At 59.3% G+C, this 25,561-nt stretch carries 23 protein-coding genes, 1 tRNA gene and 1 pseudogene; 5 read left to right on the top strand and 20 right to left on the bottom strand.

Going from position 1 to position 25,561, the window contains the following annotated elements:
• Positions 1-324: 324 nt before the first annotated feature.
• Positions 325-645, top strand: coding sequence for a helix-turn-helix domain-containing protein (locus tag F6V25_RS12660; protein ID WP_151128920.1), 321 nt, complete (start codon positions 325-327; stop codon positions 643-645).
• Positions 646-873: 228 nt separating this feature from the next.
• Here the strand turns inward: F6V25_RS12660 and F6V25_RS12655 are convergent.
• Positions 874-964: transfer RNA gene (locus tag F6V25_RS12655), tRNA-Ser, on the bottom strand.
• A gap of 110 nt (positions 965-1,074) precedes the next feature.
• On the opposite strand from F6V25_RS12655, the gene F6V25_RS12650 reads away from it, so the two are divergent.
• Entirely contained in the window at positions 1,075-1,821 is a 747-nt protein-coding gene (locus F6V25_RS12650) for a phosphorylase family protein (RefSeq protein WP_151128919.1), read from the top strand.
• A 159-nt stretch (positions 1,822-1,980) separates the two neighbouring features.
• On the opposite strand, the gene F6V25_RS12645 is transcribed toward F6V25_RS12650, so the two are convergent.
• Both F6V25_RS12645 and F6V25_RS12640 read right to left on the bottom strand, forming a co-directional pair.
• Entirely contained in the window at positions 1,981-2,862 is an 882-nt protein-coding gene (locus F6V25_RS12645) for a carotenoid biosynthesis protein (protein WP_151128918.1), read from the bottom strand.
• A gap of 8 nt (positions 2,863-2,870) precedes the next feature.
• Positions 2,871-3,920 carry an MlaD family protein gene (locus tag F6V25_RS12640; protein ID WP_151128917.1) on the bottom strand — a complete coding sequence of 350 codons (1,050 nt, stop codon included), beginning with the start codon at positions 3,918-3,920 and terminating at the stop codon, positions 2,871-2,873.
• 183 nt (positions 3,921-4,103) lie between these two features.
• On the opposite strand from F6V25_RS12640, the gene F6V25_RS12635 reads away from it, so the two are divergent.
• Positions 4,104-5,318 (top strand): molybdopterin molybdotransferase MoeA, encoded by a 1,215-nt coding sequence (locus F6V25_RS12635; protein ID WP_151128916.1) that lies wholly within the window; start codon positions 4,104-4,106, stop codon positions 5,316-5,318.
• 115 nt (positions 5,319-5,433) lie between these two features.
• Positions 5,434-6,288, top strand: a complete 855-nt coding sequence (locus F6V25_RS12630; protein WP_151128915.1) for a deoxyribonuclease IV — start codon at positions 5,434-5,436, stop codon at positions 6,286-6,288.
• A 138-nt stretch (positions 6,289-6,426) separates the two neighbouring features.
• On the opposite strand, the gene F6V25_RS12625 is transcribed toward F6V25_RS12630, so the two are convergent.
• The 11 genes from F6V25_RS12625 to mtnP form a co-directional block, all read right to left on the bottom strand.
• Positions 6,427-7,542: a 3'-5' exoribonuclease YhaM family protein gene (locus F6V25_RS12625; protein WP_151128914.1), complete on the bottom strand. Its 1,116-nt coding sequence runs from the start codon at positions 7,540-7,542 to the stop codon at positions 6,427-6,429.
• Positions 7,543-7,822: 280 nt separating this feature from the next.
• Positions 7,823-9,406, bottom strand: a complete 1,584-nt coding sequence (locus F6V25_RS12620; RefSeq protein ID WP_151128913.1) for an NAD(P)/FAD-dependent oxidoreductase — start codon at positions 9,404-9,406, stop codon at positions 7,823-7,825.
• Between the two features lie 3 nt (positions 9,407-9,409).
• Positions 9,410-9,808, bottom strand: coding sequence for a response regulator (locus F6V25_RS12615; RefSeq protein ID WP_149307791.1), 399 nt, complete (start codon positions 9,806-9,808; stop codon positions 9,410-9,412).
• 93 nt (positions 9,809-9,901) lie between these two features.
• Positions 9,902-11,092 carry a hybrid sensor histidine kinase/response regulator gene (locus F6V25_RS12610; RefSeq protein WP_151128912.1) on the bottom strand — a complete coding sequence of 397 codons (1,191 nt, stop codon included), beginning with the start codon at positions 11,090-11,092 and terminating at the stop codon, positions 9,902-9,904.
• A gap of 40 nt (positions 11,093-11,132) precedes the next feature.
• Entirely contained in the window at positions 11,133-11,585 is a 453-nt protein-coding gene (locus F6V25_RS12605) for a universal stress protein (protein WP_151128911.1), read from the bottom strand.
• Between the two features lie 73 nt (positions 11,586-11,658).
• Complete coding sequence (locus tag F6V25_RS12600; RefSeq protein ID WP_149307794.1) at positions 11,659-12,027, bottom strand: response regulator; 369 nt, start codon at positions 12,025-12,027, stop codon at positions 11,659-11,661.
• A 54-nt stretch (positions 12,028-12,081) separates the two neighbouring features.
• Positions 12,082-12,828: a GAF domain-containing protein gene (locus F6V25_RS12595; protein ID WP_151128910.1), complete on the bottom strand. Its 747-nt coding sequence runs from the start codon at positions 12,826-12,828 to the stop codon at positions 12,082-12,084.
• A gap of 165 nt (positions 12,829-12,993) precedes the next feature.
• Positions 12,994-13,881 carry a helix-turn-helix domain-containing protein gene (locus F6V25_RS12590; RefSeq protein ID WP_151128909.1) on the bottom strand — a complete coding sequence of 296 codons (888 nt, stop codon included), beginning with the start codon at positions 13,879-13,881 and terminating at the stop codon, positions 12,994-12,996.
• 11 nt (positions 13,882-13,892) lie between these two features.
• A complete protein-coding gene (locus F6V25_RS12585; protein WP_151128908.1) occupies positions 13,893-14,648 on the bottom strand; it encodes a tetratricopeptide repeat protein in 756 nt (251 codons plus the stop codon).
• Between the two features lie 76 nt (positions 14,649-14,724).
• Positions 14,725-15,648, bottom strand: a complete 924-nt coding sequence (locus F6V25_RS12580; RefSeq protein ID WP_149307799.1) for a PfkB family carbohydrate kinase — start codon at positions 15,646-15,648, stop codon at positions 14,725-14,727.
• Between the two features lie 30 nt (positions 15,649-15,678).
• Positions 15,679-16,545: an S-methyl-5'-thioadenosine phosphorylase gene (mtnP, locus tag F6V25_RS12575; RefSeq protein WP_151128907.1), complete on the bottom strand. Its 867-nt coding sequence runs from the start codon at positions 16,543-16,545 to the stop codon at positions 15,679-15,681.
• Positions 16,546-16,952: 407 nt separating this feature from the next.
• On the opposite strand from mtnP, the gene F6V25_RS12570 reads away from it, so the two are divergent.
• Positions 16,953-18,302 carry a DEAD/DEAH box helicase gene (locus F6V25_RS12570; RefSeq protein ID WP_151128906.1) on the top strand — a complete coding sequence of 450 codons (1,350 nt, stop codon included), beginning with the start codon at positions 16,953-16,955 and terminating at the stop codon, positions 18,300-18,302.
• 211 nt (positions 18,303-18,513) lie between these two features.
• Here the strand turns inward: F6V25_RS12570 and rlmN are convergent, their stop codons facing one another.
• From rlmN to F6V25_RS17015, 6 genes and pseudogenes are all read right to left on the bottom strand, one after another.
• Positions 18,514-19,551 carry a dual-specificity RNA methyltransferase RlmN gene (rlmN, locus tag F6V25_RS12565; protein ID WP_246167041.1) on the bottom strand — a complete coding sequence of 346 codons (1,038 nt, stop codon included), beginning with the start codon at positions 19,549-19,551 and terminating at the stop codon, positions 18,514-18,516.
• Positions 19,548-20,489, bottom strand: a complete 942-nt coding sequence (locus tag F6V25_RS12560) for a transglycosylase domain-containing protein (protein ID WP_151128905.1) — start codon at positions 20,487-20,489, stop codon at positions 19,548-19,550. The genes rlmN and F6V25_RS12560 overlap by 4 nt, the downstream gene beginning before the upstream one ends.
• A gap of 38 nt (positions 20,490-20,527) precedes the next feature.
• Positions 20,528-21,682, bottom strand: a complete 1,155-nt coding sequence (locus F6V25_RS12555; RefSeq protein ID WP_151128904.1) for a DUF3108 domain-containing protein — start codon at positions 21,680-21,682, stop codon at positions 20,528-20,530.
• 97 nt (positions 21,683-21,779) lie between these two features.
• On the bottom strand, positions 21,780-24,161 hold the full coding sequence (locus tag F6V25_RS12550) for a cytochrome C (protein WP_151128903.1): 2,382 nt from the start codon (positions 24,159-24,161) through the stop codon (positions 21,780-21,782).
• Between the two features lie 27 nt (positions 24,162-24,188).
• Positions 24,189-24,893, bottom strand: coding sequence for a cytochrome c3 family protein (locus F6V25_RS12545; protein WP_246167040.1), 705 nt, complete (start codon positions 24,891-24,893; stop codon positions 24,189-24,191).
• Between the two features lie 15 nt (positions 24,894-24,908).
• Positions 24,909-25,561 (bottom strand): annotated as a pseudogene (locus F6V25_RS17015) (hypothetical protein); the annotation flags it as partial.

Below are 25,561 nucleotides of genomic sequence, written 5' to 3'. Positions count from 1 at the left end.
TGAACGGGGGGACCCGATGGCCACCCATTTTTGCCGTGCACTTTTAACAGCTTGTGCTGTTGTGTTTATGATCGTACGCGGCTGCGTGTTTGCCGAGAAGGGCCCGCTCATTATCGTACCGTTACATCGCTCGCCTTACCCGCCTTACCATACAATATACCTATATAATGTAGATTGTTTGTCGCTGATTCTACTTATGATGATGATAAATACCCATTTAATGATGATTATGTCAACACAATCATCATTAAATATTGTTTATATTTTAATACAGTAATGTTCTATAGGCCTATCCTAATAACCATTTGAATTCAGGAGTAAATAATGAAATCCACCAAAGAATTGCTGGGAGCCCGCATCAAGGAATTGCGGAAGTCATGCGGATTTTCACAGGAACGTTTGGCCGAGATGGTGGGGGTCGAGCCAAAGCATATCAGCCGCATCGAGGTGGGCAGCAGTTATCCTTCACTCAATCGTGTGGAGCTGATTGCTAAAGCGCTCGGCAGGCCGATGAAGGATCTTTTCGACTTCATACACTTGGAAAGCCCCGACATACGCGCTGCAAATATGGAAAATATGATTAAAGAAATGAAAGAGGAACACCAAAGGCTGATTTACAGGATTGTGGGTGCCTTCAGGGAATAGGTGCCTGATTTTCAACAAACCAAAATCAGCCTCTCACGGAATGTGAAAATCACCTATAGCTCTTGTCTAGGAGGATTTGCTCCCCTTGAGCAAACGCAGTGATGCGGTGAGAGCCGGTGTTTATGAATCCTGCCAACCGAGGGGGAAACGGGTAAGGCAATCAAAAGCCCCCGGACTCGTAAAGTCCGGGGGCTTTTGATTATAATAAAGAAACTGAGGGCGCAAATATGGCGGAGAGAGAGGGATTCGAACCCTCGGTACGCTATTAACGTACACACGCTTTCCAGGCGTGCTCCTTCAACCGCTCGGACATCTCTCCGCAAATGAACGGGAAATATAGTATAGTCGGATGCTTTTGTCCAGCATTTCATATTATGCTTTGAAAAAGAGCGACGATAATTGTACAGTCCGGCCAGGAGTGACCACCGTATGAACATTGCCATCATCACCGCCATGCCGGAGGAGACGCGGGCCTGCCTGAAGGCGGCCGGAGCAGCGGAGCCCTTGCAGGTCGGTCGTTTCAGGGCCTTTCGCTGCCGGACGCCGGAGCGGAATCTGCTGCTGGTCGAGTCTGGTATGGGCTTCAAAAATGCCGCGGCTGCGGCGGAGGCGTTGCTGGGGGAATGCCGGCCCGCTCTGCTCATCTCGGCCGGATTCTGCGGCGGCATAGCGCCGGAATTGCGCGTCGGCGACGTGGCGGTGAGCAGGGAGCTGTGTATCGTCGCCAATGGGGCGATTCAGCAGGTCCCCGTGGCGATTGCCCCTGCGGCCTATAACTTCGTTGCCCGGCAATCGGCGGCGGGTGCGCGGGTGTTCGCCAGCCTGTTTGCCGGCACCCCCTCGATCATGGCGAAAAAACAACTCGCCCTGCTGCTCCCCCCCGGCGCCCCCTGCCCGGTGGTGGAGATGGAGAGCGCCGCCATCGCCATCGTGGCCGCGGAGAACGGCATCCCCTTCATGGGCATCCGCACCGTCAGCGACGCGGCCGACGAGGAGCTGGGTTTCTCCCTGGATGAATTCACCGACCAGAACCTGCGCATCCGCCCCCACAGGGTCGCCCTGACCATCCTGCGCAAACCGTGGATCATGCCCCAACTCATGCGATTGGGCCGCAACAGCCGCATCGCCGCAGACAGCCTTTCCCACGCCATGGCCCGGTTGCTGGCGTCTCTGTAATTCCAAGTTGCAATCAAGATGGCGCTACTATCGACCACCCCTACCCCCTCCTGATTCAGGAGGGGGTAGGGGTGGTTAGGTATCAGCTTGAATGCTTTTTGGAATAAGACCCTTGCCCCTTGACGCAGGGGGGACCCATTCGTTTTCCCAAAGGAATTTCTAGCGGGCTTTCGGTGTGGTTGCCGCCGGAGACCAGGGGTAGTCCCGCACATGTTCGCCGAACTCCTCCTTGGTGTAACGGTTGATCCGCCGCAACGCCAGGGTGATGACGATCACCAGCGGCAGGCTGTACATGAGGATGCCGCACAGGGCCATGAAGCGCTCGCCGATCAGGAGGGTCATGGTGATGTCGAAGACGAGTACCGACAGGTAGAGGACCGGCCCCAGCAGGGAGCGGAAGGGAAGATTGCAGACGCCCCTGGGGGCATCGACCTGGCGGCGGGCGTCGATCATCTGGAAGGCGGCCACCAGGCAGAAACTGGTCAAGAGCCACCCCCAGTAGTTGGAGAGCGGCACGCCGAAGTGAACGCCGTTTTCCCGGTAGCCGTAGATCTGCCCCAGAAACCACCGCCGTCCCTGGAGGGCCACCGGGTCGATCACGATATCGAGAAAGGTTTGCAGGAACGCCCCGAGGACCAGCGCCGACAGGGAACGGCGGATGGCGCGCGTCTCCAGGGTAGCCACGTTCCAGCGCCAGGACTTGAGGGGCGAAACGATGAACAGGGCCGTGGTGTAGCTGCAATAGGTGAGGAAGACGTAGGAGAGCGAATCGAAGAACGGCACCCCGGCGACCCACAACTCCTTGCTGCTGGTGGTGTCGATGTAGTAGTACCAGCCGTAGGGGAAACCGGTGTTGATGGAGAGCCACTCCGAGGCAAAGGCGATCAGGTAGCCCACCACGGTGAAGAGCATGGTCCTGCGCCACCCCACATGGGGCACGCAGGCCAGGAGGAACGCCCCGAAGAAGGCAAACACGTAGGGGCGCATGGTAAAGGTGCCTATGGCGATATCCAGGAAGGCGTTACCGGTTGCAGGTGCCATGGTCACACTCAGAACAGCGTGCCGATGACGCTGCCGATGACCGATATGGGCCCGGTATCCTGCAGGCCTTCCATGGTCTTTTCGGTTTTCTTGAGGGTCGATATGGCATTCAGATACAGCTTGTCGTCGTTGACCAGTTTGCCGATGGTGCCTTCGCCGCTGTTGATCTTGCGGGTGATCTCCTTGAGGTTGACCACCGTGGCCTTCAGCTCGTCGTAGAGAGCAGGGTCGTTGACCAGTTTGCCGGCCGTCCCCTCACCCTTGTCGATGCGGGCGGCAATGCGGTTCAGCGACCCCATCCCGTCGCGCATCTCCCTGACCGTGGCCAGGGCGTCGGTGTAGAGGCGGTCGTCGGTGAGAAGCTTGCCGGCCGTCCCTTCGCCCCGTTCCAGGCGGGCGCTGACCGTTTTCAGGCTGCCGGCCACGTCGCGGATGTCCCGCCCCAGTTGCCGGTCGTTCACCAGCATCCCCAGGGCGCCCTCACCCCGGTCGATCTTGGTGGTAATGCTGGAGATGCTCTTAAGCGAGGTATTCACCGCGGAGCGGTTCTCGTCCAGGATAGCGGAGATTTTGGTCATGACCTCGTTCTGATTGCGGTCCAGATTGACGATCAACTGCTTGGCGTCCTTGGTCAGTCCCCCCACATTATCCATGATGGCGTCGATGCCGAACGCCTCGGTGCTCTTTACCGTGCTGCCCGGGGGAAGTTCCGGGCTTGCGGGCGAACCAAAGGAGAGCCCCAGGAATTGGCCCCCCAGCATGCTCGTCATGCGGATGCTGGCCACCGTGTCCTGCTTGATATGGGTGCCCGGCTTGACCTCGAAGTCCACCTGCACCCGGCTGTCCTGAACGGCAATCTTGGAGATCGTTCCCACCTCGACCCCGGCCAGTTTGACGGCGTCCCCCTGCTTGAGCCCGGTGGTGGAGGAGAGGAACACCTTGTAGGGGACCCCCCGGTCAAAGATCTTCCAGCGATTGCCCAGCTCCAGCATCAGACCGAACAGGACGATGCTGAGGATAAAGAACAGGCCGACTTTTGCTTCGTGCGACAGGGTCATACGTGGTTCTCCTACCATGGCATGACGGCACCTGGTACCGGTGCGTCCGATCTGCCATTATACCCATCAACGCAAGGTTAGCAATCATATTGTTTTTTTGCGGTCTTCCCGCTATTGTGTCCCTGAATCCGTGGCACCTTCACGGCTTCAGCCGGTTCACCATCATCTGTCAGGAGGGATTGCATGGTTTCATTCGAAGAAGCCCGGAGCGTCATTCTTGCCTCCGTTGCGCCCATTGGTACGGAGCGAATTCATCTCTTGGACGCCGTTGGCCGTGTCGTGGCCACCGATGTGGCCGCGCCGTGGGACATGCCCTTGTGGAATAACTCGGCCATGGACGGCTATGCCGTCAGGTCCGCCGATTGCGATACAACCCCCTGCACACTGCGGGTCAGCGGTTTCCTGCCGGCCGGGGCCAAGGCCGACGGCGTGCGCGTGGAACGGGGCTGCGCCGTCAGGATCATGACCGGCGCACCGACCCCCGAAGGGTGCGATGCGGTGGTCCCGGTGGAGGAAACCGACAACGGCGACCGGGAGGTCGTCCTGAACGAGCCGGTCCAGAAGGGGCAGCATATCCGCTTCCGGGGCGAAGATGTTGCCGCAGGGGTGACCTTTGTCCGGGGCGGTTCGATCATCCGCCCCCCGGAGGTGAACATGCTGGCCAGCTTCGGCAAGGCGCTGGTGCCGGTCTACCGCCGCCCCACCGTGGCGATCCTCTCCACCGGCGACGAGCTTGTGGAGTTGGGCACAACGCCCGGGCCGGGAGAGATCGTCAACAGCAACGCCCTCTCCCTGGCGGCCGCGGTACGGGAAGCGGGCGCCATTCCCCTGATCATCGGCATCGCCCGGGATACCCGCGAAAGCCACCTGGAGAAGCTGCGGGAAGGGTTGAAGGCCGACGTCCTCATTACCTCGGCCGGCGTCTCGGCCGGCGACCGCGACCTGGTGCGTGACGTACTGGAAGAGTTGGGTGCGCGGCAGGTATTCTGGAAGGTCGGCATCAAGCCGGGCGGGCCGACGGCCTTTGCCCTCCACGGCACGACCCCCGTGTTCTCCCTCCCCGGCAATCCGGTCTCCACCATGATCACCTTCGAGGAGTTCGTGCGGCCGGCCCTGCTCACGATGCAGGGGTATCGCCGGGTGCTGCCGCAGCTCTTCAAGGTCGTGCTGCGCAACGAGGTGCGCAAGAAGGCGGGCAAGGTACAGATCGTGCGCATCCGCCTGGAACGGGTAGACGGGCGCTGGTATGCGACGTCGGCCGGGGACCAGCAGACCGCGATCCTCAAGACCATGGTGGACGCCGAGGCCATCGCCGTCCTGCCGGCCGAGAGCACCCGCTTCGCCGCCGGTGACGAGGTAGATGCCCACTTCTACGGGAACCATATGAATCTGGTGTAAATACTGAATTGTACCACTGGGCTGCGGGGACGCGGAGACGTGCCGGATTTTCGGAAATGATGCCGCCCTTTTTCTCTGTGAGCCCTGCGCCTCCGTGGCGAGAAGGGAGCTTTGCATGAACGATTATCTCGGTGCTCACATGTCCATCTCCGGCGGCCTGCACCTGGCCATCGACCGGGCCGTTGCCGCCGGCTGCGGCGTGGTGCAGATCTTCACCCGCAACTCGAACCAGTGGAAGGGGAAACCGGTCAGCGAGGCGGACGCCGCCCTGTTTCGGGAAAAATTCGCCGCCTCCGGCCTGCACGAGGTGATTTCCCACGACATCTACCTGATCAACCTGGCGGCAGCGCCCGGCGAGGTGCGGGACAAGAGTCTGGCAGCGTTCCGGGACGAGTTGGAGACCTGCGCCCGCCTCGGTATCGCCAAGGTGGTCATGCACCCCGGCTCGCACCTGACGGACGAGCCTGCGACCGGTCTGGGACGGGTGATCGAGGCCTTTGACCACTTGTTCCGGGAAGTCCCGCAATTTGAGGGCAGGGTCCTGCTGGAAACGACCGCCGGGCAGGGGACCAACCTGGGCAGGACCTTCGAGGAGTTGCAGGCCATCATCGACGGCTCGAAATTCCCGGACAAATTCGGCGTCTGCTTCGACACCTGCCACACCTTTGCCGCGGGCTACGACACCGCCACGGAGGAGGGGTATGCCGACACCATGGCCCAGTTCGACCGCATCATCGGTCTGGGACTCCTGCAATGCTTCCACTTCAACGACTCGAAGAAGGGGCTCGGCTCCCGGGTGGACCGGCACGACCACATCGGCCAGGGCGCCCTGGGGCTGAACCCCTTCCGCTTCATCCTCAACGATCCGCGTTTCGCCGCCATCCCCAAGATCCTGGAAACCCCAAAAGGGGACAACGACGAGATGGATGGGGTGAATCTGGGGGTACTGCGGGGGTTGGTGAAGGTATAAACCTGATGGAGAGCCCTGGTTGTTCAAAAATAGTCAGATCGTCGCACTCGCAGAAAAGCCCCGCGGAAGCGTAGCAACGCTACGCTGCACAAGGGGCTTTCGAGGACGGCGGCGAGATGGCTGTTTTTCAACAACCAGCTAAAACAGGTCCAGATTCTCCAGCGCCTTCAGGGGCTGGTTGCTGAAGCCCGGTTTCCCCTCCCGCTGCGCCGGGCGGGCAGGGGGCTCGACCTGGATGACCGGCTCACCCGACTCCGGCACCTGCTCCCCGCACTCCTCATGCACCACCTCCTGCTCCCCGTCCATGCCGTTGCCCTTGAAAAAATAGCGGTCATAGAGCCGGTGGTGGGACGTCCAGCGGGAGGTGCTGGCGCTTTCCCGGGCGATGTGGGCCTGGATGCCGTTGATCTTGGAATCCATGTCGTCCAGATAGTTGAGGATGGTGGCCTCGACGGTCTTGGGTCGTTTGGGGGAGCCGTACTCGTACTGGCCGTGGTGGGAAAGGAGCATGTGCTTGAGCAGCATGGACAGTTCCCGCGGAAAACCCTCCACCATGCGGATCTTGTCCTCCACCAACTCCACGCCGATGGTGATGTGCCCCAGGAGTTTCCCCTCGTCCGTATAGTCAAAGGCGCGCTCGTAGCTCATCTCGTGGATCTTCCCCACGTCGTGCAGCAGCGCCCCGACTACCAGCAGATCCTCGTTGATCCCCTCGTACAGCGGCACAATGGTCTTCACCAACCGGGCGACCGAGAGGGAATGCTCCATGAGCCCGCCCAGGTACACATGGTGCATCCCCTTGGCGGCCGGGGCCGAGCGGTACTTGGCCATGAGCGGTTCATCCGCCAGGAAGGTCTCCATGAGCGCCTTGAGGTGCGGATCACCGATGGCGGCCACCACCGCGTCGAATTCCCGGACCATGTCGCCGCTGTCGCGGGGGGATTCGGGCAGGAAGTCAGCCAGATTGACCGTCTCCTCGGGGATCCGGACGATCTCGGCCACCACCACCTGCATCTTGTTCAGATAGACCGACGCCTTGCCGCGCACCTGCACGAAATCGTCCCGCTCGAAGAGCTTGTCCAGGGCATCCACGTTGTCCCAGACCTTGGCGTCCACCTCGCCGCTCTTGTCCATGAGGCGCAGGTTCATATAGGGTTTGCCGTTCTTGGCCATGGCCATGATCTTTTCCTTGACCAGAAAAACAGCGGAGACCGGATCCCGGTCCTTGATATCGGCTACGAATTGTTTTGCCACGTGACACTCCTTTGCTTTACAAACACGGCCTTGCATTCAGTCAACAGGGGGGCGGAAGGGCCTCCGGAAACAACATGTACCACGGAGAGAGGCACGGGTCACGGAGAAAATCAGCGGGAAGGCCCGCAGCCCTGCGCTTCATCCCTAGAGGGTTTTAAAAAATTCCAGGTTGTTGAAAAATAGTCAGATCGTCGCACCCGCTAGACAAGCCCTGAGGAGGCGTAGCAGCGCTACGCCGCACGAAAGGGCATTCGAGGACGCGGCGAGATGGCTGTTTTCATCAACCTTTTAGCCGGGCGGCGATGGTGTCCGCGATCCTGATGCCGTCGATGGCCGAGCTCATGATGCCGCCGGCATAGCCGGCCCCCTCGCCCACCGGGTACAGCCCCGCAAGTCCCACTGATTCGTAGTGTTCCGTGCGCGGGATGCGCACCGGGGCCGAGGTGCGGGATTCGATACCCACCAGGACGGCCTCGGCGGTGACGAAGCCCCGCAGCTTGCGCCCGAATTCGTTGATCCCTTCCCGCAGTGTTTGGGTGATGAACCGCGGCAGCACCGTATCCAGGTCGGCCTCGACGATGCCGGGGCGGTAGCTGGACGAGAGTCGCCCTTTGCCCGGCAACCCCATGAACCCCATCAGGTTGCTCGCCGGGGCGTGGTAGCCGCCTCCCCCCGCCAGAAATGCCTGGTGCTCCCAGTGGCGCTGAAACCGGACGCCGGCCAGGGGGTCCGGGCCGCCGAAGTCGTCCGGGGCGACGTTCACCACCAGAGCACTGTTGGCGAACGGGGTATCGCGCATCTGGCCGCTCATGCCGTTGGTGACCACGCCCCCCTCCTCGGAGGCACCGCCGATGACCACGCCGCCGGGGCACATGCAGAAGGAATAGGCGCTGCGGCCGGTGGCGGTGTTGTTCCAGGTGACGGCATAGTCGGCGGCCGGCAGGCTGGGATGGCGCGGGCCGCCGTACTGGATCCGGTCGATCAGGGCCTGGGGATGCTCCACCCGGAGCCCCATGGCGAAGGCCTTGCGCTCCAGCGGCACATTGCGCCTCTCCAGCATCTCATAGGTGTCCCGGGCGCTGTGGCCGCTGGCCAGGACGAGCAGGTCGCACGGCAACTCCTCCCCGTCATTGACAACGATCGAGGAAACGGCCCCCCTGGCGGTAACGATATCGGTCAGTCGGCAGCCGAAACGGATGGCGAAGCCCTTTTCCAGCAGATGCCGCCGCATGGCGCTGACGACCGTGCGCAAGCGGTCGGTGCCGATATGGGGCTTGGCCAGGTAGCGGATCTCCGGCGGCGCGCCGAAACCGGCCATCTGTTCCAGCACCCAGGCCCCCAGCGGGTCTTTGGAGCGGCAGGTCAACTTGCCGTCCGAGAAGGTGCCGGCCCCCCCTTCGCCGAACTGGACATTGCTCTCCGGGTCCAGCAGCCCCGTTTTCCAGAACGTCTGCACATCCAGGCTGCGCTGCTCCACCGGCTGGCCCCGTTCGATAAGAGTGGCGGTCAGGCCGTACTCCGCCAGGCGCAGCGCCGCGAACAGACCGGCCGGGCCGCTGCCCACAATGACGATCCGCTGCGGGGACCTGACCGGCGGAAAGAGTGCCGGCACCGGTTCCGGTTGCCATTCCAGGTCCGGCTCATGGGCGAGACGCGCGAGGAGGGGCGCATCGTCAACGAGGGAGAAGGAGACGGTATAGATAACCTTGATGCGCGGCTTGCGGCGGGCATCGATTCCCTTGCGGAGGATGCGGAGGTCGCGCAGGGCTGCGTGGGGGACGCCGAGTTGTCCGGCGACAAGCGCCGGCAGGCGGTCCTCCCCGTCATGCGGCGAGAGAATGAGATTGCGATAGATAAACGGCATCCGTCAGCCTTGCTGAATCTTTTTCCGTCCCAGGAGTTGCTCGACAATGATGACGATATCCACCGCTTTGGTGGACTTGGGGATATGCACCTTGGCTCCCATGTCGGGGGCGTCATGTTCGTGGGGAGGTTCATGGAACATGGAGGTCAACAGGACGATCACCGGTTGCTTGTCGCCCGCCAGGCGGCTGATTTCCATGCAGGTGCTGACCCCCCCCATGCGCGGCATGACCAGGTCGGAGAGCACGGCGTCAGGGGCCTTTTCCAGGAACACCTTGATCCCCTCAATGCCGTCGCTGGCGTTAAAGACCGTAAACCCGTTCTCGTTGAAGGCGTCGGAAAGCACTTTCTGGAAAAAGGGGTCGTCGTCGATAATCAGGATTTTTCCGCGCGATTCCTTCATGACTGGCCCGTTCAAGAAAAATAAGGGTAACTATATCCCACTTATGGTGCAAAAGAAAAGTGGAATGCTCGGGCGCCTTGGGATTTTAGTGCTTCAGGCTTGTACAACGGCGGGAAATTCCAGGCGGAAAACCGTCCCCTCCGCTGAAGTCTTCTCAACGGAAACAGTTCCCTGGTAGATGCGGGCAATACGCTGGACCACCGGCAGCCCCATGCCGGTGCCCCGGGATTTGGTGGTGAAAAACGGCTCGAAGATGTTCGGCAGGGTCTCGGCGGGGATGCCACCGCCGCTGTCGCCCACCTTGACCACCACCCAGCCGTTTTCTTCATAAATTTCTATGTCGAGGCGACCGCCGCCGGGCATCTCGTCCAGGGCGTTCAGAAACAGGTTGGTGAAGATCTGCTCCACCTCCGCAGGGTCGGCCTTGATGGCCGGCGGCACGCCGTGATAGCGGCGCTCGACGCGGATATTGCCGGTTTCGATCTGGGGCGAGAAGGCATCGATGGCATTATCCACGACCCGATCGATCTGCACGTCCGAGGAGATCGTGCGGCTGCGGCGTGAGGCGTCCAACAGCTTGCAGATGATGGAATCGATCCGGTCGATCTCCTTTAAGATCTTGCCCAGGTACTCCTGTTGCTCCTGGTCGGCGGTGTTCTGCCGCATGAGCTGGGCAAAGAGCGAGATGGAATTGAGCGGATTGCGGACCTCGTGGGCCATGCCGGCGGAAAGATAGCCAAGGGCGGCCAGTTTTTCCGATTGGGCGATCTCCGACTGGGCCTTCTGCAGCGCCTCGGTCTTCTCCCGAACCCGCTTCTGCAACTCCTGGTTCCAATCGTCGATCTCCTCGAGGAGCCGCACGTGCTCCTGCTGCAGCGCCTTGTTGTGGAGCTCGATCTCCCGGATGCGCAGGACGTTGTCGAGGCGGTCGATCAGGTCACGGTTGTTGAACGGCTTGAGGATGTACTCGGAGGCCCCCCCCTTCATCAACTCAACGGCAATCTCCTCGTTCCCCTTGCCGGTGAACATGATGACATAGGTATCCGGATAACGCGCCTTGATCTCCCGCAAGGTCGTAAGACCGTCCATCTCGGGCATCATGTAGTCCAGAAGCGCCAGCTCCGGCGCCTGGGCGGCAATGATGTCCATCCCCTGGCGGGCCGTGGAGGCGGTAAGCACATGATACCCTTTTCGGGAAAGGATCAGGGCGGTGAGTTCGAGGATATGGTGGTCGTCGTCAATGACGACGACCACAGCCTTGCTATCGGGAAGGGGGGGGTTCATAGCCGGGAGCGCCACGCCGAAAAAGTGCCTGGCGCACCGTTCATTGTTCCGCCGGCAGACGGATCGTCAGCACCGGACAGGAGGCCCCGCGGACGACACGTTCGGCGGTGCTGCCGAAGATCAGGTGGTCAATGCCGGTACGGCCGTGGGTGCCGAGCACGATCAGCGAAGCGGCCATTTCCTCGGCCGTGCGGATGACCTCCTCGTAGGGGATGCCGGTGACGATGGAGGTGGTGAAGTTGGTAAAATCGCCCATCTTCGCGCTGCAGAATTTGGCCATCATCTTTTCGGCCCCCTCTTCGATCTCTTTCTCCAACTGTTCGAAGGAGATATGGGGGACATAGAAACCGCGCAGATCGACCGGCTCGTTGATGACATGCAGGACCATAAGCTGGGAATCGAATTGTTTCGCCAAGGTCAGGGCATAGTCGAAAGCATAGTCGGAGTTTTCCGAAAAGTCGATGGCCGTCAGAATCCTGGTGAATGGTTTCATGTCACAACCCCCTCATGTCAATGGAGTAATACCAATTTCAGATCAAGGCATAAAATGCCGCACCGGTGCGAAATCAATTGAATATTTTCCTGATGATCTTTTTGAGCTCATCGATCTTGACCGGCTTGTTGATATACTCGAAAGCCCCCAGATTCATGGCCTCGATATACGACTCGACCTCACCATAGGCGGTAACCATGATCACGTTGCTGTCGGGATGGCTTCTGCTCAATTCCCGCAAAAAGGTCATCCCGTTCATCTCCGGCATATTGATGTCGGTGATGATGAGCTCCACCTCTTTGCCCCGCAGGTAATTGAGCGCCTCGTAACCGTTGCCGGCCGACGCCACCTCATACCCCTCACGGGCCAAAATCTTCGAGAGCGCAATACGGGCGTTCTCCTCATCATCGACCACCAGTATGCGTTTTTGTTGCTCAACCACAAAGGGCTCCCCGCTTTAGACTGTAGTGTGAGTCTAGCACGGGGCACCGCCGTGTCAAGAAATAGGGGACTTTTTCTCCCCGTTTTTGGCGGACGCAATTTTCTGGCGGAGTTTGATAGCCGAAAGGATCAGGTTTGCGATGATCGAGACAAAGTAGATCTCGTCTTCGGGAAAGCTCCGCATGGAGGTGGTCTGGAGGTTGATGACCCCGTAGACGTCCTTCTTGTCGGTTATGGGGAAGGAAAGCATGGAGTTGTATTTCTCTTCGTTCAGCTCGGGGAAGACCTTGTAACGCGGGTCCTGGGAGGCGCGGCTCAGGTTGATGGGCTGCATTTCCTTGGCAACGGTGCCGGTGATCCCTTCGCCGATCTTGAGGCGGATCATGCCGATCTTTTCCTGTTCGTACCCGTAGGTCGCCTTCAGGACCAGTTCCCCACCCTCCATGAGGTAGATGTTGCAGACACTGGCGTGGAGTTGCACGGCCAGCTTGGTCGCCACCATGTGCAGCACTTCAGAGAGCTCAAAATCGGAAGACACCAGCATGCTGATCTCTTCCAGGGAGATGATCTCCATGTGCTCCCGGTTCGCCCGCTGCATGGTCAGCACCATCTTCCCCTTTTCGCTTTCCACGTAGGGGGTGAAATTGGCCTTGTGGTAAAACGGGTTGACGGTCTTGACCTTTTCCGTCTGGGTGCGGAAATCGGAGAAGCCGCAGGAACAGGTCATCTTGACCCGGTAGTTATCGATACGCTGGCTGCTCATTACCTTACCGCACTTACGGCAACGTGCTGCTATCTGCATGGTGCTCTCCTCAGCAGGTTGCTGAAAAACAGCCTTCAGGCCTTCGTCCTCGAAAGCCCCTTGTGCGGCGTAGCGCTGCTACACCTTCGCCGGGCTTTTCTGCGGGTGCGACGATCTGACTGTTTTTGAACAACCTGAATTTTTCAATAACCTCCTCGGGAGGTCTTACGGCCGGACGCCGTTGGCGTCAAGCACAATGGAAACCGGTTTTCCTGCGGGTCCGAGGGATTTGAGCGGTTTGCCGTTTATCTCGACCTCCACCCCGCCCGCATTGGACAATTCAAGGGCGATGTTCTTTTCGGCTTTCCATTCTATGGCATCGCCGGCCATCAGATCATAGGTTTGGGACACCGCCCCGTCGATGGTGACGTTGAGGGTCCCATTCTGGCTCACCTTCATGCGCGCAATGAAACTCTTCGACTGCTCGGACGATTGGGACGTGGCGCTGCCCTGGTCGGCCGGCGGCGTATCCTTGAGTGGTTCGGCGGGGACCGGTTTCTTTTCCGTTTTTTGCGGGGGGGGCGGCGCTTGGGCGCTGGACCGCGGCGGCAGGACTGGGGTCTGCGGCGCGACAGCCGACACCGGCCGCGTTTGGGAAACCTGGGGGGGGGCCAGTTCCTGCTTGGGGGGGGCTTCGGAGCGGTTGACAATGCTCGCCGTGATAATGATCAGCAGCAGCAAAAAAGCCGGCAAAGCGAGTTTTTGCAGGGAGATGCGTTTCTTCGGGATCTGGGCGTCGCCGGCAGCCTTCTTTTGTTGCGCCGTGGCCGACAAGGCGCTGTCCTGGATCTGCTGCTTATCATAGAGCCGGATCATGTCGTCGGGGTTAAGGCCGAGATACGTGGCGTAGATACGCAGGAAGCCTTTCAGATAGGCTTGGTTGGCGAACTCCTTGGTTTTTTCGTTTTCCAGGGCCAGAAGATAGTTCTTGCCCATCTTGGTCGCCTCGGCGGCCTCATCGAGGGAGATGCCGTGGTACTCGCGACATCTCCTGAGAACGGCTCCCAAACTGGTGGGAGAGGAATCTTCATTGTGCGACACGGTTTCGGACAAACAGTCCTCGCTTACTTGAGAAGCTCCAGATATCCTATGGATGCATGTCCCAATTCAGAGTCGGGAATGATGCGAAGCACCTCGTTAAAGGAACTTTTGGCGGCATCAAGGTTGTTTTGCTTGAGTTGGGCCAAGCCGAGATAATAATACGCGGCGCCAAACTCTTTGAATATCTCCAGCGCCTTGCGGTATTCGGTGACGGCCTGCTCGGTCTTGTCCATGGCAAACCAGACCCTGCCCAAGGCAAGCCGAGCCACCGGATTGCGCGGATTGGCAACGATCACCGCCCGAAGCTCCTCAAGCGCCTTGGGATAGTCCCCCTTGCCAAGATAGGCCAGCCCCAGGTTGATGGCCGCACTCTCGCTGTCCTGGTAAAAGATGTCGTCCTTGACGATCTTGAACTGCTGGATGGCATTGTCCCACCGCTTGAGTTCGAGATACACCACCCCCAGATCGTTACGGGCAGGGGAGTAGTTCTGTTTCAGCAGAATGGCCTGCTGGAGCTTCTGCTCAGCCAGATCAAAACGCTTCTTGCCCAGATAGGCCAGACCGAGATTATAGAGCAATTCCGGGTTCTCGGGATCGAATTTCTCCGCCTCGGTCAACTCTATCAACGCACCGGTATAGTTGTGCTCCCCCAGGTAGGAAAGCCCCATCTGATAGTGGTAGGAGCCCGGGTTCTTCCCCTCCTGCTGGCGCCCGGTGGCGCAACCGGCAACAACCAACGCCATGAGAAGGCAAACGATGTACAACCGGCAGAATTTCATGGGCATCCGATCAAGCGGTATTCAACCCCGCGGCAAAGCTAGCAAAACAATCCAAATTTGTCAATAAATCGAATGGTTACGATTTGAGATCATTAATATCCCGAAAACTCGTCAGCGCCTTGAAACTCCGGTAGCGGGCCTCGATTTCCCGGTATTCCAGGCGTTTCATGCGATCAAGGCTGAAATCCTCCACATTGAAGGAGGCCATCACCGAACCGAAGACGATGGCCTGGCGGATTCCCTCCTCGGACAGGTCCCCCGTATTGGCCAGGTATCCCATGAAGCCTCCGGCAAAGGTATCGCCGGCACCGGTCGGATCGAAAACCTCCTCCAGCGGGTAGGCCGGTGCCGCAAAGACGGAATCTGCCGTAAACATCAGCACGCCGTACTCGCCGCGTTTGACCACCAGCCGCTTGCACCCCAGGGCGATGATCTCGCGGGCCGCCTTGACCAGATTCGACTGGTTGGTGAACTGACGCGCCTCCCCCTCGTTGATCACCACGATATCAACCTTCTGGAGCACCTTCTTCAGTGCCTCGGGCTTGGATGAAATCCAGAAATTCATGGTGTCGCACGCCACCAGCTTCGGCCGGCGCACCTGGTCCAGCACCTCCATCTGCAGGTCCGGGTCGATGTTCGCCAGGAAGAGGTAGTCGGCATCACGGTAGGATTCGGGCAGGTTGGGGCGGAACTCCATCAGGACGTTGAGCTGCGTGTCCAGGGTCTGGGCCTCGTTCAGATCGTAACCGTATTTCCCGCTCCAGTGAAAGGTCTTGCCGGGAATCCGCTGAAGGCCGTCGGTGTTGATATCCCGGGACTGGAGGAAGCTTATGTGCTCCGCGGGAAAATCCTCCCCCACGACCGCCACCAGCGAGACGTCGGTGAAAAAACTGGCCGAAGTGGAAAAATAAGTGGCCGAACCGCCCAGGACATTCTCTCCCCTGCCAAAGGGGGTTTCCACCGTATCAAAGGCGACGGTGCCGACGACAACAATTCCCATAGAAAAACATCTCCTTGTTAAAGGTACAATCTATAGATATTTACCGATGAGCAGATCGAGATTTTGCTTCGTTTTGGCCGGAATGACCGACTTGTCGCTGATAATGGCGTACTGGAGGGCGCTGCCGCAGGGGCAACCCCGCTCCCGGCCATCGATGGCGGCCACGGCGTGGCGGATGATCTCCTTGGCCATGACGACGTTCTGCTGGATGATCTGGACCACCGCTTCGACCGACACGTCGTCATGGGAGGTGTGCCAGCAATCGTAATCGGTGGAAAGGGCGATGATGCCGTAACAGATCTCGGCTTCGCGCGCCAGCTTGGCCTCAGTCAGATTGGTCATGCCGATGACTGCCGCCTCGCGTTCGCGGTACATGAACGATTCGGCACGGGTTGAAAAGGCCGGCCCCTCCATGCAGATGTAGGTGCCCCCCTTGTGGGCGACCGCGCCGGCCTTGAGGGCAGCGGCATAGAGGGCCTCCGACAGGTCGTTGCAGACCGGGTCGGCAAACCCGACATGGGCTACGATCCCCTCGCCAAAGAAGGTGTCCTTGCGAATGCCCTTGGTCCGGTCGATGAACTGGTCGGGGATGACGATGTGGCCCGGGGCGATCATCTCCTTGAGGCTGCCCACGGCCGACACGGAGATGATCCGCTCAACCCCCAGCTTTTTCATGCCATAGATATTGGCGCGGTAGTTGACCTCGGAGGGGAGCAAGCGGTGGCCGCGCCCGTGACGGGGCAGGAACGCCATCCGCACGCCGTTCAGCATGCCGGTGACATACTCGTCGGAAGGGGTGCCGAAGGGCGTTTCCACCTGCACCCGTTGGACATCCTCCATCCCTTCCATCTCGTAGAGCCCGCTGCCGCCGATAACGCCGATTGCCGCATCCTTCATGATCCCGCTCCTTGCCCGAATGTTTCGCTAAAACGCCGTAAACTGTAAGTGTTTTGGGCGCAAACTTCAACCGTTATTTTCCATAATGCCGCTTTCCGGGCGGCTTCTCATGCCGCGCTTCTCCGGCCGGCAAAATTTAGTGCTTGCCTTTCTGCATCAAGGCCTTTATCATGATGAAAGACTTACACCCGAAACGACGGCATGGTGTCCGTCGTTTTTCTTTTGATCATCGCATTCTGCCCCTCCTGCATTCAATTATCCCATTGAACCAAGCAGACCATTTGGCAGGCGAAGATTATGTCTGCCGCACGGTACTGCCGTCCTGTCCATGGATCATTCTGGTTGATCCTGCGGCCCGAGCGCGCCTGTCTCTACACCGGTAACACCAAAGAAAAGGAATAGACTCAATGACGTTTGACGAACTGGGCCTCAATGCGGCCATCCTCAAGGCGGTGGCCGACTGCGGCTACACTACCCCCACACCCGTACAGGAACAATCCATACCCCTGGCCATGGCCGGCCACGACCTGATCGCCACGGCCCAGACCGGGACCGGTAAAACGGCGGCATTCGTATTGCCGGCCTTGCAGCGCCTGGCGACACCCTCCGCCGTGCCCGGCAAAGGCCCCCGCATCCTGGTCCTCACACCGACCCGCGAACTGGCGGGCCAGGTCATGGAGGCCGCCCGCACCTACGGCCGCAGCTTTCGCCCCCGTTGCGGCACGCTGCTGGGGGGGATGCCCTATCGCGAGCAGTTGCGCCTGCTCTCCGCTCCGGTGGACATTATCGTCGCCACGCCGGGCCGTCTGCTGGATCACCTGGAACGCGGCAGCGTCCGCCTGGACCGCCTTGAGATGCTGATCCTGGATGAGGCCGACCGCATGCTGGACATGGGTTTCAGCGAAGACATGGAGAAGATCGTGGCCCGCGCTCCCTCGGATCGCCAAACCATGATGTTTACCGCCACCATGGATGCCACCGTCAGTAGAATGGCGGAACGCATGCTGCGCAACCCGCAACGGGTGGAGCTGGCCGTGCGGACCACCTCCAACGCCCTGATCGAGCAGCGCCTGCACGTGGCCGACAGCCTGCACCATAAAAAGGAACTCCTCAACTATCTGGTCAGCGACGAAAAACTCACCAGGGCCATCATCTTCTCGGCCACCAAGCGCGATGCCGACGAACTGGCGCGCGAACTCACCCGCAACGGCCATCAGGCTGCGGCATTGCACGGCGATATGAACCAGATCGCCCGCAACAAGACCATCGAGCGCATGCGCCGCGGCGGCATCCGCCTGTTGGTGGCCACCGATGTGGCCGCACGCGGCCTAGACGTCACCGGGATCAGCCACGTCATCAACTTCGACCTGCCGCGCTTTGCCGAGGACTATGTCCACCGCATCGGCCGCACCGGCCGCGCCGGCGCTTCCGGTATCGCCATCTCCTTTGTGTCGCGGTCGGAAGTGAGTTATCTCGAGAAGATCGAGCGTTTCATCGGCAAGAGGCTGCCCGAGCAGAATATTGAAGGTCTGCCCCCCCTCGCCGTCCTGCGGCGGAGCGCCGGAGGGGCGAAAAGGCCGGCAGGGTCGGGAGCAAACCGTTTCGGCAAGCCGGGCGGCAAGTCCAACGCCTCGCAGGGACAGGGAAAACCGTGGGATAATTCCGGTAAATCCGCCGCCGCCAGGCCGCGGCGCACCCCGGGCTACCAGCCGGTTGTGGAGTATCGCAACAGGCGGGCACCATCCGAAACCCGCTAGAAGGTTGTTGAAAAACAGCCATCTCGCCGTCGTCCTCGCCAGCCCTTTCGTGCGGCGTAGCGCTGCTACGCCTCCTCAGGGCCTGCTGCGGTTACGACGATCTGACTATTTTTGAACAACCTGGATTTTTCAACAGACTGCTAGACGTTGGACGAACAAAAAAACCTCGGAAGCCTTACCGGCCTCCGAGGTTTTTTTTATTCATTACCGATCATTTTTTAAGCCGCCCCTTGAGTTGGCCGCAGGCCGCCGAGATGTCGCCGCCGCGGCTATCGCGGGTGATGACCGTCACATGGCGGTCGATCAGGTATTTATGGAAGGCATCCACGGCAGCGCGGGTCGGCGCCGTGAGATCGCACCCCTCATGTTCGTTGAAGGGGATCAGATTCACCTTGTTGGGGATGTCGCTGGTCAGGCGCAGCAGGCGCTTGGCATCCTCCAACGTATCGTTCAGCCCCCCCAACATGACATATTCGAAGGTAACCTTGCGCCGCCCCGGCAACGGAAACTCCTTGCAGGCCCGGAGCAGTTCCCTGAGCGGATACCTCCGGTTGACCGGCATGATCCGGTCGCGCAGTTCGTCGGTGGTGGCATTCAGCGAAACCGCCAGATTGACGGTCGGCACCTCGCGGCCGAGCCGCTCCATCTCCGGCACCAGCCCGCAGGTCGAGACCGTCACGCGCCGGTTGGAAAATTGCAGGCCATTACCGTCGATCATGATCTGGATGGCCGGGATGACGTTGTCCAGGTTGTGGAGCGGTTCGCCCATGCCCATCATGACGATGTTGCGGATATCGAACTCCCGCCTGACCGCCATGATCTGGTTGATGATCTCGGCCGTGGTCAGGTTGCGGGTCAGCTTGAAGGTCCCGGTGAGACAGAACTCGCACCCCATGGCGCAGCCGGCCTGGGACGAGATGCACAGGGTGTTGCGCCCCTCGTCCGGGATCAGCACCGCTTCGACGGCGTTGCCGTCGGAAAGGACGAAGAGATACTTGCGCGTCCCGTCGCTCCCCTCCTCGACCGCTTCCGGCTCAAGGTCGCTGATAAAGGCGGTCTCGGCCAACTCGGCCCGCAGATCCTTGGAGATGTTGCTCATCTCCTCGAACGAACGGGCATTATGCTGGTAGATCCACTTGAATATCTGAGTGGCGCGGAAGCGCTCCTTGCCCTTGCCCTGGAGGAACAGCTCCAGAGCCGGCAGCGTCAGATTTTTGAGATCGGTCTTCCCCGTCATTACGGTATTCATTTCTTTTCCTGGCCGGTATCATCCGGCGTTGCCGGCTGCTGTCCGCCGGCCGGCGGCTCCCCTGAAGGCGTACTTTCCCCTTCCGGCGTCTTCTCCGGTCCCGCATCAGCCGGAGGTTCCGCCGGCTCGTTTTTGGCCGACGACGGCGCCGTGAATACGGGCGGCGTAGCGATGCTCTTATCCACCTTGCGCTGCATCCCGGCTATATTCGGCTGTTGGGCCAAGGCGGCCTGGTACTCGCCTTCGCTCAGGACCCCCTTCTGGCGTAACAGCCGGAGGATCATGTTGGAGCGGCGCAGCACCTTCCCCAGGTTCTTGTAGGGATTATAGGCGACCCGGGGGCCGGGCAGCATGGCGGCCAGGAAGGCGCACTCCCTCGGGGTCAGGGCCGAGGCCGGTTTGCCGAAGTAGTAATGGGCGCCGTTGCCGATACCGTAGACCATCGGCCCCAACTCGACCACGTTCAGGTAGAGTTCGATGATGCGCCCCTTGCTCAACTCCTGCTCCATGCGCCAGGCCAGGTAGATCTCCTTGAGCTTGCGGGTGATGGTCTTTTCCCGGGAGAGGAACAGGTTTTTGGCGGTCTGCTGGGTGATGGTGGAGGCGCCGCGTTTGAGGCTTTTCTTTTCCAGGTCGTACTTGATGGCGTTCTTGATGGCCTTGACGTCGAAACCTTCATGCGTGTAGAAGTTGCTGTCCTCGGCCAGGATCACCGCCCACTTCATCTCGGGCGGGATACGGCCGGAAGGGGTCCAGTAGCGGTTCGGCGGCCCGACCACAAAGGGATGGTACTCCCCCTGCCAGTCCTTGACCTGAATGGTCATGGTGAATTTTCGGTCGGTCAGGCTGGAGACCGGCGGGGCCAGGCTCAGGGAAATGACGACATAGGCGAGGTAACAGGCGATGACCAGCAGGGTGTAGTGAATGAGCTTTTTCATAAGGTGCTATTATTACCAGAATATGGCCGTGGCGGGAACTATTTTTCCTTGGCTTTTTCGTCCACAGGCGTCGTTTCAGCCGACACAAGGTCAGCCGTTACCTTGCCGAGCGCAATCGAGGTGACGATTCTGACCGGCACCTTGTTGGCGTCATCGGTCATCCAGATCAGGATCTCCCCCGTTCGCCTGAAAATCCCGGCGGTCTGCTGGAGCGGGCGGACAACCACGGTATTCACTTCCTTCAAATTGGGCAGACGCATCTTTTCCCGGCGCAGGACCTCTACCGGCACGTCTGCATAGACTTCGCTGTCGTAAATGTGGAGCATCTCCGTCGTGCCGACCTGCAAAGCCCGGTTTCTCAGATAGTAAAATCCCGACAGGGTATCGAGCACGTCGCTGGTCGGAATGGATTCCTTTATGCTGCGTTTTTTCAGAAGATCGATCCAGAAGACGCTCTTGTCCCGCAAAAACAGGGTGAATCCTATATCGCTTTTAAATGAGCCTTCCTGCTGTTTTATCTTCGTAATGAGGAAGTTCCCGGCGATGTGGCGCGTTTCGACGACGTCGTCCACGGGGTAGAGGCTGGAGATTGCGGTATTCGACTTGATCCGCAGGGTAATCCGGACTTCTCCGTTTTCGTTTTTAGCCTCCAGTTCGGCGTTACCCACCGGAAGGCCGAGCAGGCTTATGGCGTACGTGAGCTTCTCGTTCTTGGACGCCAGAAACTCTCCCGCCGTCCTCAGAGGCGGGGCGATTGCCGGTGCGGTCGCTGCCTTGCGCGCAGCACCAGGCAGCGGAGCGCTTGCCGGTTGACTGCTCTCCGCAGGTGTGTCGATTTTCTGTTTCTTGGGGGTGGGACTGTCGGCCGGCTTCAGCTTCACATGCTCTGCCGGCCCCGCCGTCGGTGCCGGGCTGTCGGCCTTTCCCGCTTGGGCTCCATGCCGTTTTTCCCCCGGTTCTTCCTGCGGGCTCTTGCCTTCATCGCTGGCCTCCCGGGGTTTTTGGGGGTCCACCGGCGCGCTGTTTTCACGGAGCTTGGCCAGATCGACCATGACGGCCTGGGTATGGTTGACCGGCGCCACAAAGGTGTAGGTCCCGAACATTCTCAAGGTGTAAAGGAAGAGGATATGGGACAGCAGGGAGAGGGCCAGGCAGGATGCCAGTATATTGATTTTTTTGTGGGATATGTTCATCGAAATAAGAATAGCAAATTACCGGCCATAAGAAAACCCCGCCTCTTGCGAGGCGGGGCAATTTAACATCTATGAATTGCAGAAACTGCAGATCAGGTTACGGGCGTTCCGGACTGCTCCATGCACCGGTTCCGTGGCTGTGGTTCAACAGGTATGAGACAACAGGGGTAGTACCTGTATTGGCGTCAGTACCTTTAGTATAGCTGAATGGTGCCGCAACTAACGTTGCCCCAACAGACATATTCATCGCCTTGTCATCCAGGAAGTCGATGGTATCGTACAATAACCGCTGGGAATACGTACGTGCATGGATGTAAGCACCAGGCTCGCGGCTGAGCATGTTGATATTGAAGCAAGCCCCCATCAGCTTCTTGGCCTGCGCATTGGTCAACGCGCCACTACGAGTCCAGTCGGTTACACCATTTGTCCTGACAGTATGGTCTACGCCAACCGGGAAGAAGTAGGGGTAGTTGGCAGAGTCATAGTCGATGTTGAAGTTGTTGTGCAGCAGTGACGTGGCAACCGTCAGCGCAGCCTGGAATTTATCGGAAGCCGGCTGAATCAATACACTCCAGACCGTGCTCCCATCAGCTGCGCCGCCATTGTCAGAGTGGCAGTTAATGCAGACCTGCTGGAATGCATTCGTGTCTATCTCCAGAGAGTGACCGGAACCGGGGCGGGTCGCCAGTGCCAAATGCTTGGAGCCGGTACCGGTTTCATAACCCTTCATGTGGCAGGTTACGCAGGGGCCATTGGATGTCAGGATGCCGCTACCAACAGCGAGGTCATCACCTTCCACAGCCGGTGTACCGAGTTTCCGGTGCCAGCTGGTAACGCCGCCCTGGATATCGGTGTCGGACTTGAGGGTCTGTCCATACGTGCTGGAACCGATCACCGCGGTGAGAGAGGTGAAGTTGATGAACCCCATCTTCATGTACATCGTACCGGCAGCTGCCATGTAATGGGAGTTGACGAATGAGACATTGCTCATGCTCGTATCAGCAAGGGCGGTAATGGTTTCTCCACTGGCCTGACCCGAATGGCAGGCAATACAGAGGTTTGATGCGACAACGTCCGGGTAGGCGGCTTTTGCGCCGTTCATTGTGTATTCCTGGGCCGTATAGGCACCCGGATTGCGCAGCACTCCGGCGCCGGCATTGCTGTGGCAACCCCAGCAGTAGAGCATCTCCCTTTGATTCGAGCTTTTGGAAGAGGTTTTCCAGCCAGCCAAGTGGGAGAAGTCATTGGCGGTGTTGTCATATTTCGCAGGATTACTCAGGAAGTTGGAAGCGCCTGTTGCCGTATGGCAACGCTGGCAGGTTTGACGGCTGGTACCGCTCCAGTCGTAATGATTCCAGGCGGCGGCGGTGGTGTCGTTAACCCCCGTTGTCATAGCAGTATCAACAAGAGCTGCGCTGTTGGCAGTGGTGCCGACTGCTGCGTACTTTGCTTTCAGAAGATCGCCCGCATGTCCCGAACTTGCCCACTTGGTGTAAATGGTTTCATTGGCTGCACTATAGGTAGCAGAGGCCGGATTGTTCAGATTTGTGTTTGTCCTGGCTTCATGTGCATGGCAATCGAAGCACGGCTTGTCGCCTGTTTTCCGAATCACGTACCCGGTGATTCCGTTGACAGTATTGTTAGGGTTGTTGTAGTGGGTGGTGGCTATGACACGATACCAGGTCGTCTCGTGATGGCCGACCTTGACGGTGGATATGGTGCCGAATATCGTTGGGGTATTGCCTGACGCCATGACATGTTTGCGGTCATTGTCTACGAGCCCATGGCAACTGGTGCAGAAGTTGAACTGGTCGTTATTGAGATTGCTGCCGCTGGGATTCCAGTTGACGAGGTTGCCGGCTGCATCATGTGTCTTCACCGGTCGAAGTCCGGCGCCATGCTCATGGCAGGTTTCACACTTGAACTGTGTATATTCCTTGGCCAGTGGCACAAGCCCCTGATACGTGGTGTTGTCCATCAAGGTCCTGTTGCCGGTCAAACCGTAAGTGGCACCCAGAACCGCGCCTTCATTGGAGTGACAACGCAGACAAGGGCTAGACGTCTCCACTTGAACATTGGCATGTTTGGAACTGGCAAACATGGTTGGGGCATTTGTAGCATAGCCGCCAGTGTGGCAGGTTGCGCAACGTGTACCGTTGCCGTCATACGGCTTTGGGTAGGGGATCGGGCCAACGCCATTATGTTGGGCACCGCCGCCGTGGCAGGCTTCACAACCGTTACCGTTGTTTGCGTATGGTGAATCTTTGTGGGGAGAGCTGCTATCGTACTGGGCAACGATGCCCACACCAGTCAACGCATCAACATCGGCGCTGTGGCACTGACGGCAGACGGCATCTCCAACGCTGGGCACATCGCTTGGAAGCACGCCCGCTTCTTTGCTGCTGGCGCCGCAGCCGTTCAACAATACGGCACAGGACAGCGCGCCCAGCAACATCATGCTTAACTTCTTGATCTGCATAGTTTTCCTCCTTCTGGTTGATATTACTTAAAAGGTTCCCGACATATGGCACTGCAAGCAAACCTTGCCGCCGCTTCTGTCTTTGTAGTTGCCGCCCTTGAAGCCGCGCGGATGGGGGTTCACACCGCCACCGCTTGCTGATTTTGTGCTGTGGCATTTCTTGCAGGTGTCGCCGTCGGCATGGCACGTCTGGCACGCCTGTAGGTTCCGCCGCGCTTCGGTCGCATGGTCCATGCCCCATCTGGCTCCCACCTGGCTGTTGTGGGATTTGAAACCCAGTGATTTCAGGCCGGCCTGGGGAAGTTTGCTGTGGCATGCCGTGCAGTATTTCTGATCATGGCAGCGATAGCATTGCTGCTGGTTGTCCTGAGCCTTGATCGGGTGAATCTGCAGCCAACCGCTCCGGTGGCTTTTCGGTTTGTAGTCGCGGCCCGCATTGCTCTGGGACAGGTCGTCCCCCGTGCCGCCTCCCTGGTGACAGTCGAGACACCAGGCCTGTTGGTGGCATTGACTGCAGTTGTTGCCGGCCCTGCTGGCCAGGACGCGGTGGCCACGCACAAAGTCGGCGTCGTGGTTGGGCGCAATGCCTTCGCCTTTATGGCAGTCGTTGCATTCCTTGATCGCCATCTTGGCGTATTCCGCGTGAGACATCTTCTTGTCGGCGTACGACTGTTGCTGTAAACAGATCAGGCCGAAGCCGAGAAGTGCCAGGATTAATACAATTCGCTTCACGTAGGTCCCTCCTTTCTAAAAGTCGTAGTTGAAGACCGCACGACCTTGCCAGTCGTTTTTGTACTGGGCATTGACGTTGTCTTCAACCCGGACGGACGCGGACATGTTCTTGGCAAGTTTGTATTTGCCACCAACCCAGTATTTGCGGGCAGTTTCGTCTCCGGTCGTCCGGTCGAACTGGTAGACGTCGTACTGGAGGCCGGCCGCCAGTTCCAGAGGCTTGATCGGGGTGTAGTTCACCTCGGCGCTGCCTCCGTTCAGGTCGCCGCCGTAACCGTTGTTGTGGTCGTAGTTCAGGCTGATGAGTATTTGGTCGATCGGACGAATCCGGCAGCCCACCTCGACGACGTCAGAGGCATCGCTGCTCTCACCATAGAATTGCCTGGTGTAGCCGGCGTTGACCGACAGTTTGTCGTTGATGGTGTAGTCGGCACGGATGAGGGCTTCCTGGTAACGATCAACGGCAAATATCGAGTAGATGGACGTTGAGTCGAAGGTCGGGTAGCTCTGGTACCATTCCGCGGTCAGGATCAGGTTTGCCGTGGGGAAGTATTTGATGCCGGTGAGAAGTTCGGTGAAGGTTTCACTCGGCAGGTCAAACCGGGTGTTGGCGTACAGTTTGAACGAGTTCCAGTACTGCTTGAAGGTGCCGCCGATCTGGTCGCGGG

The organism is Oryzomonas japonica (genome assembly GCF_008802365.1).
GTDB classification, from domain to species: domain Bacteria; phylum Desulfobacterota; class Desulfuromonadia; order Geobacterales; family Pseudopelobacteraceae; genus Oryzomonas; species Oryzomonas japonica.
This window is presented reverse-complemented; position numbering and strand designations above follow the sequence as displayed.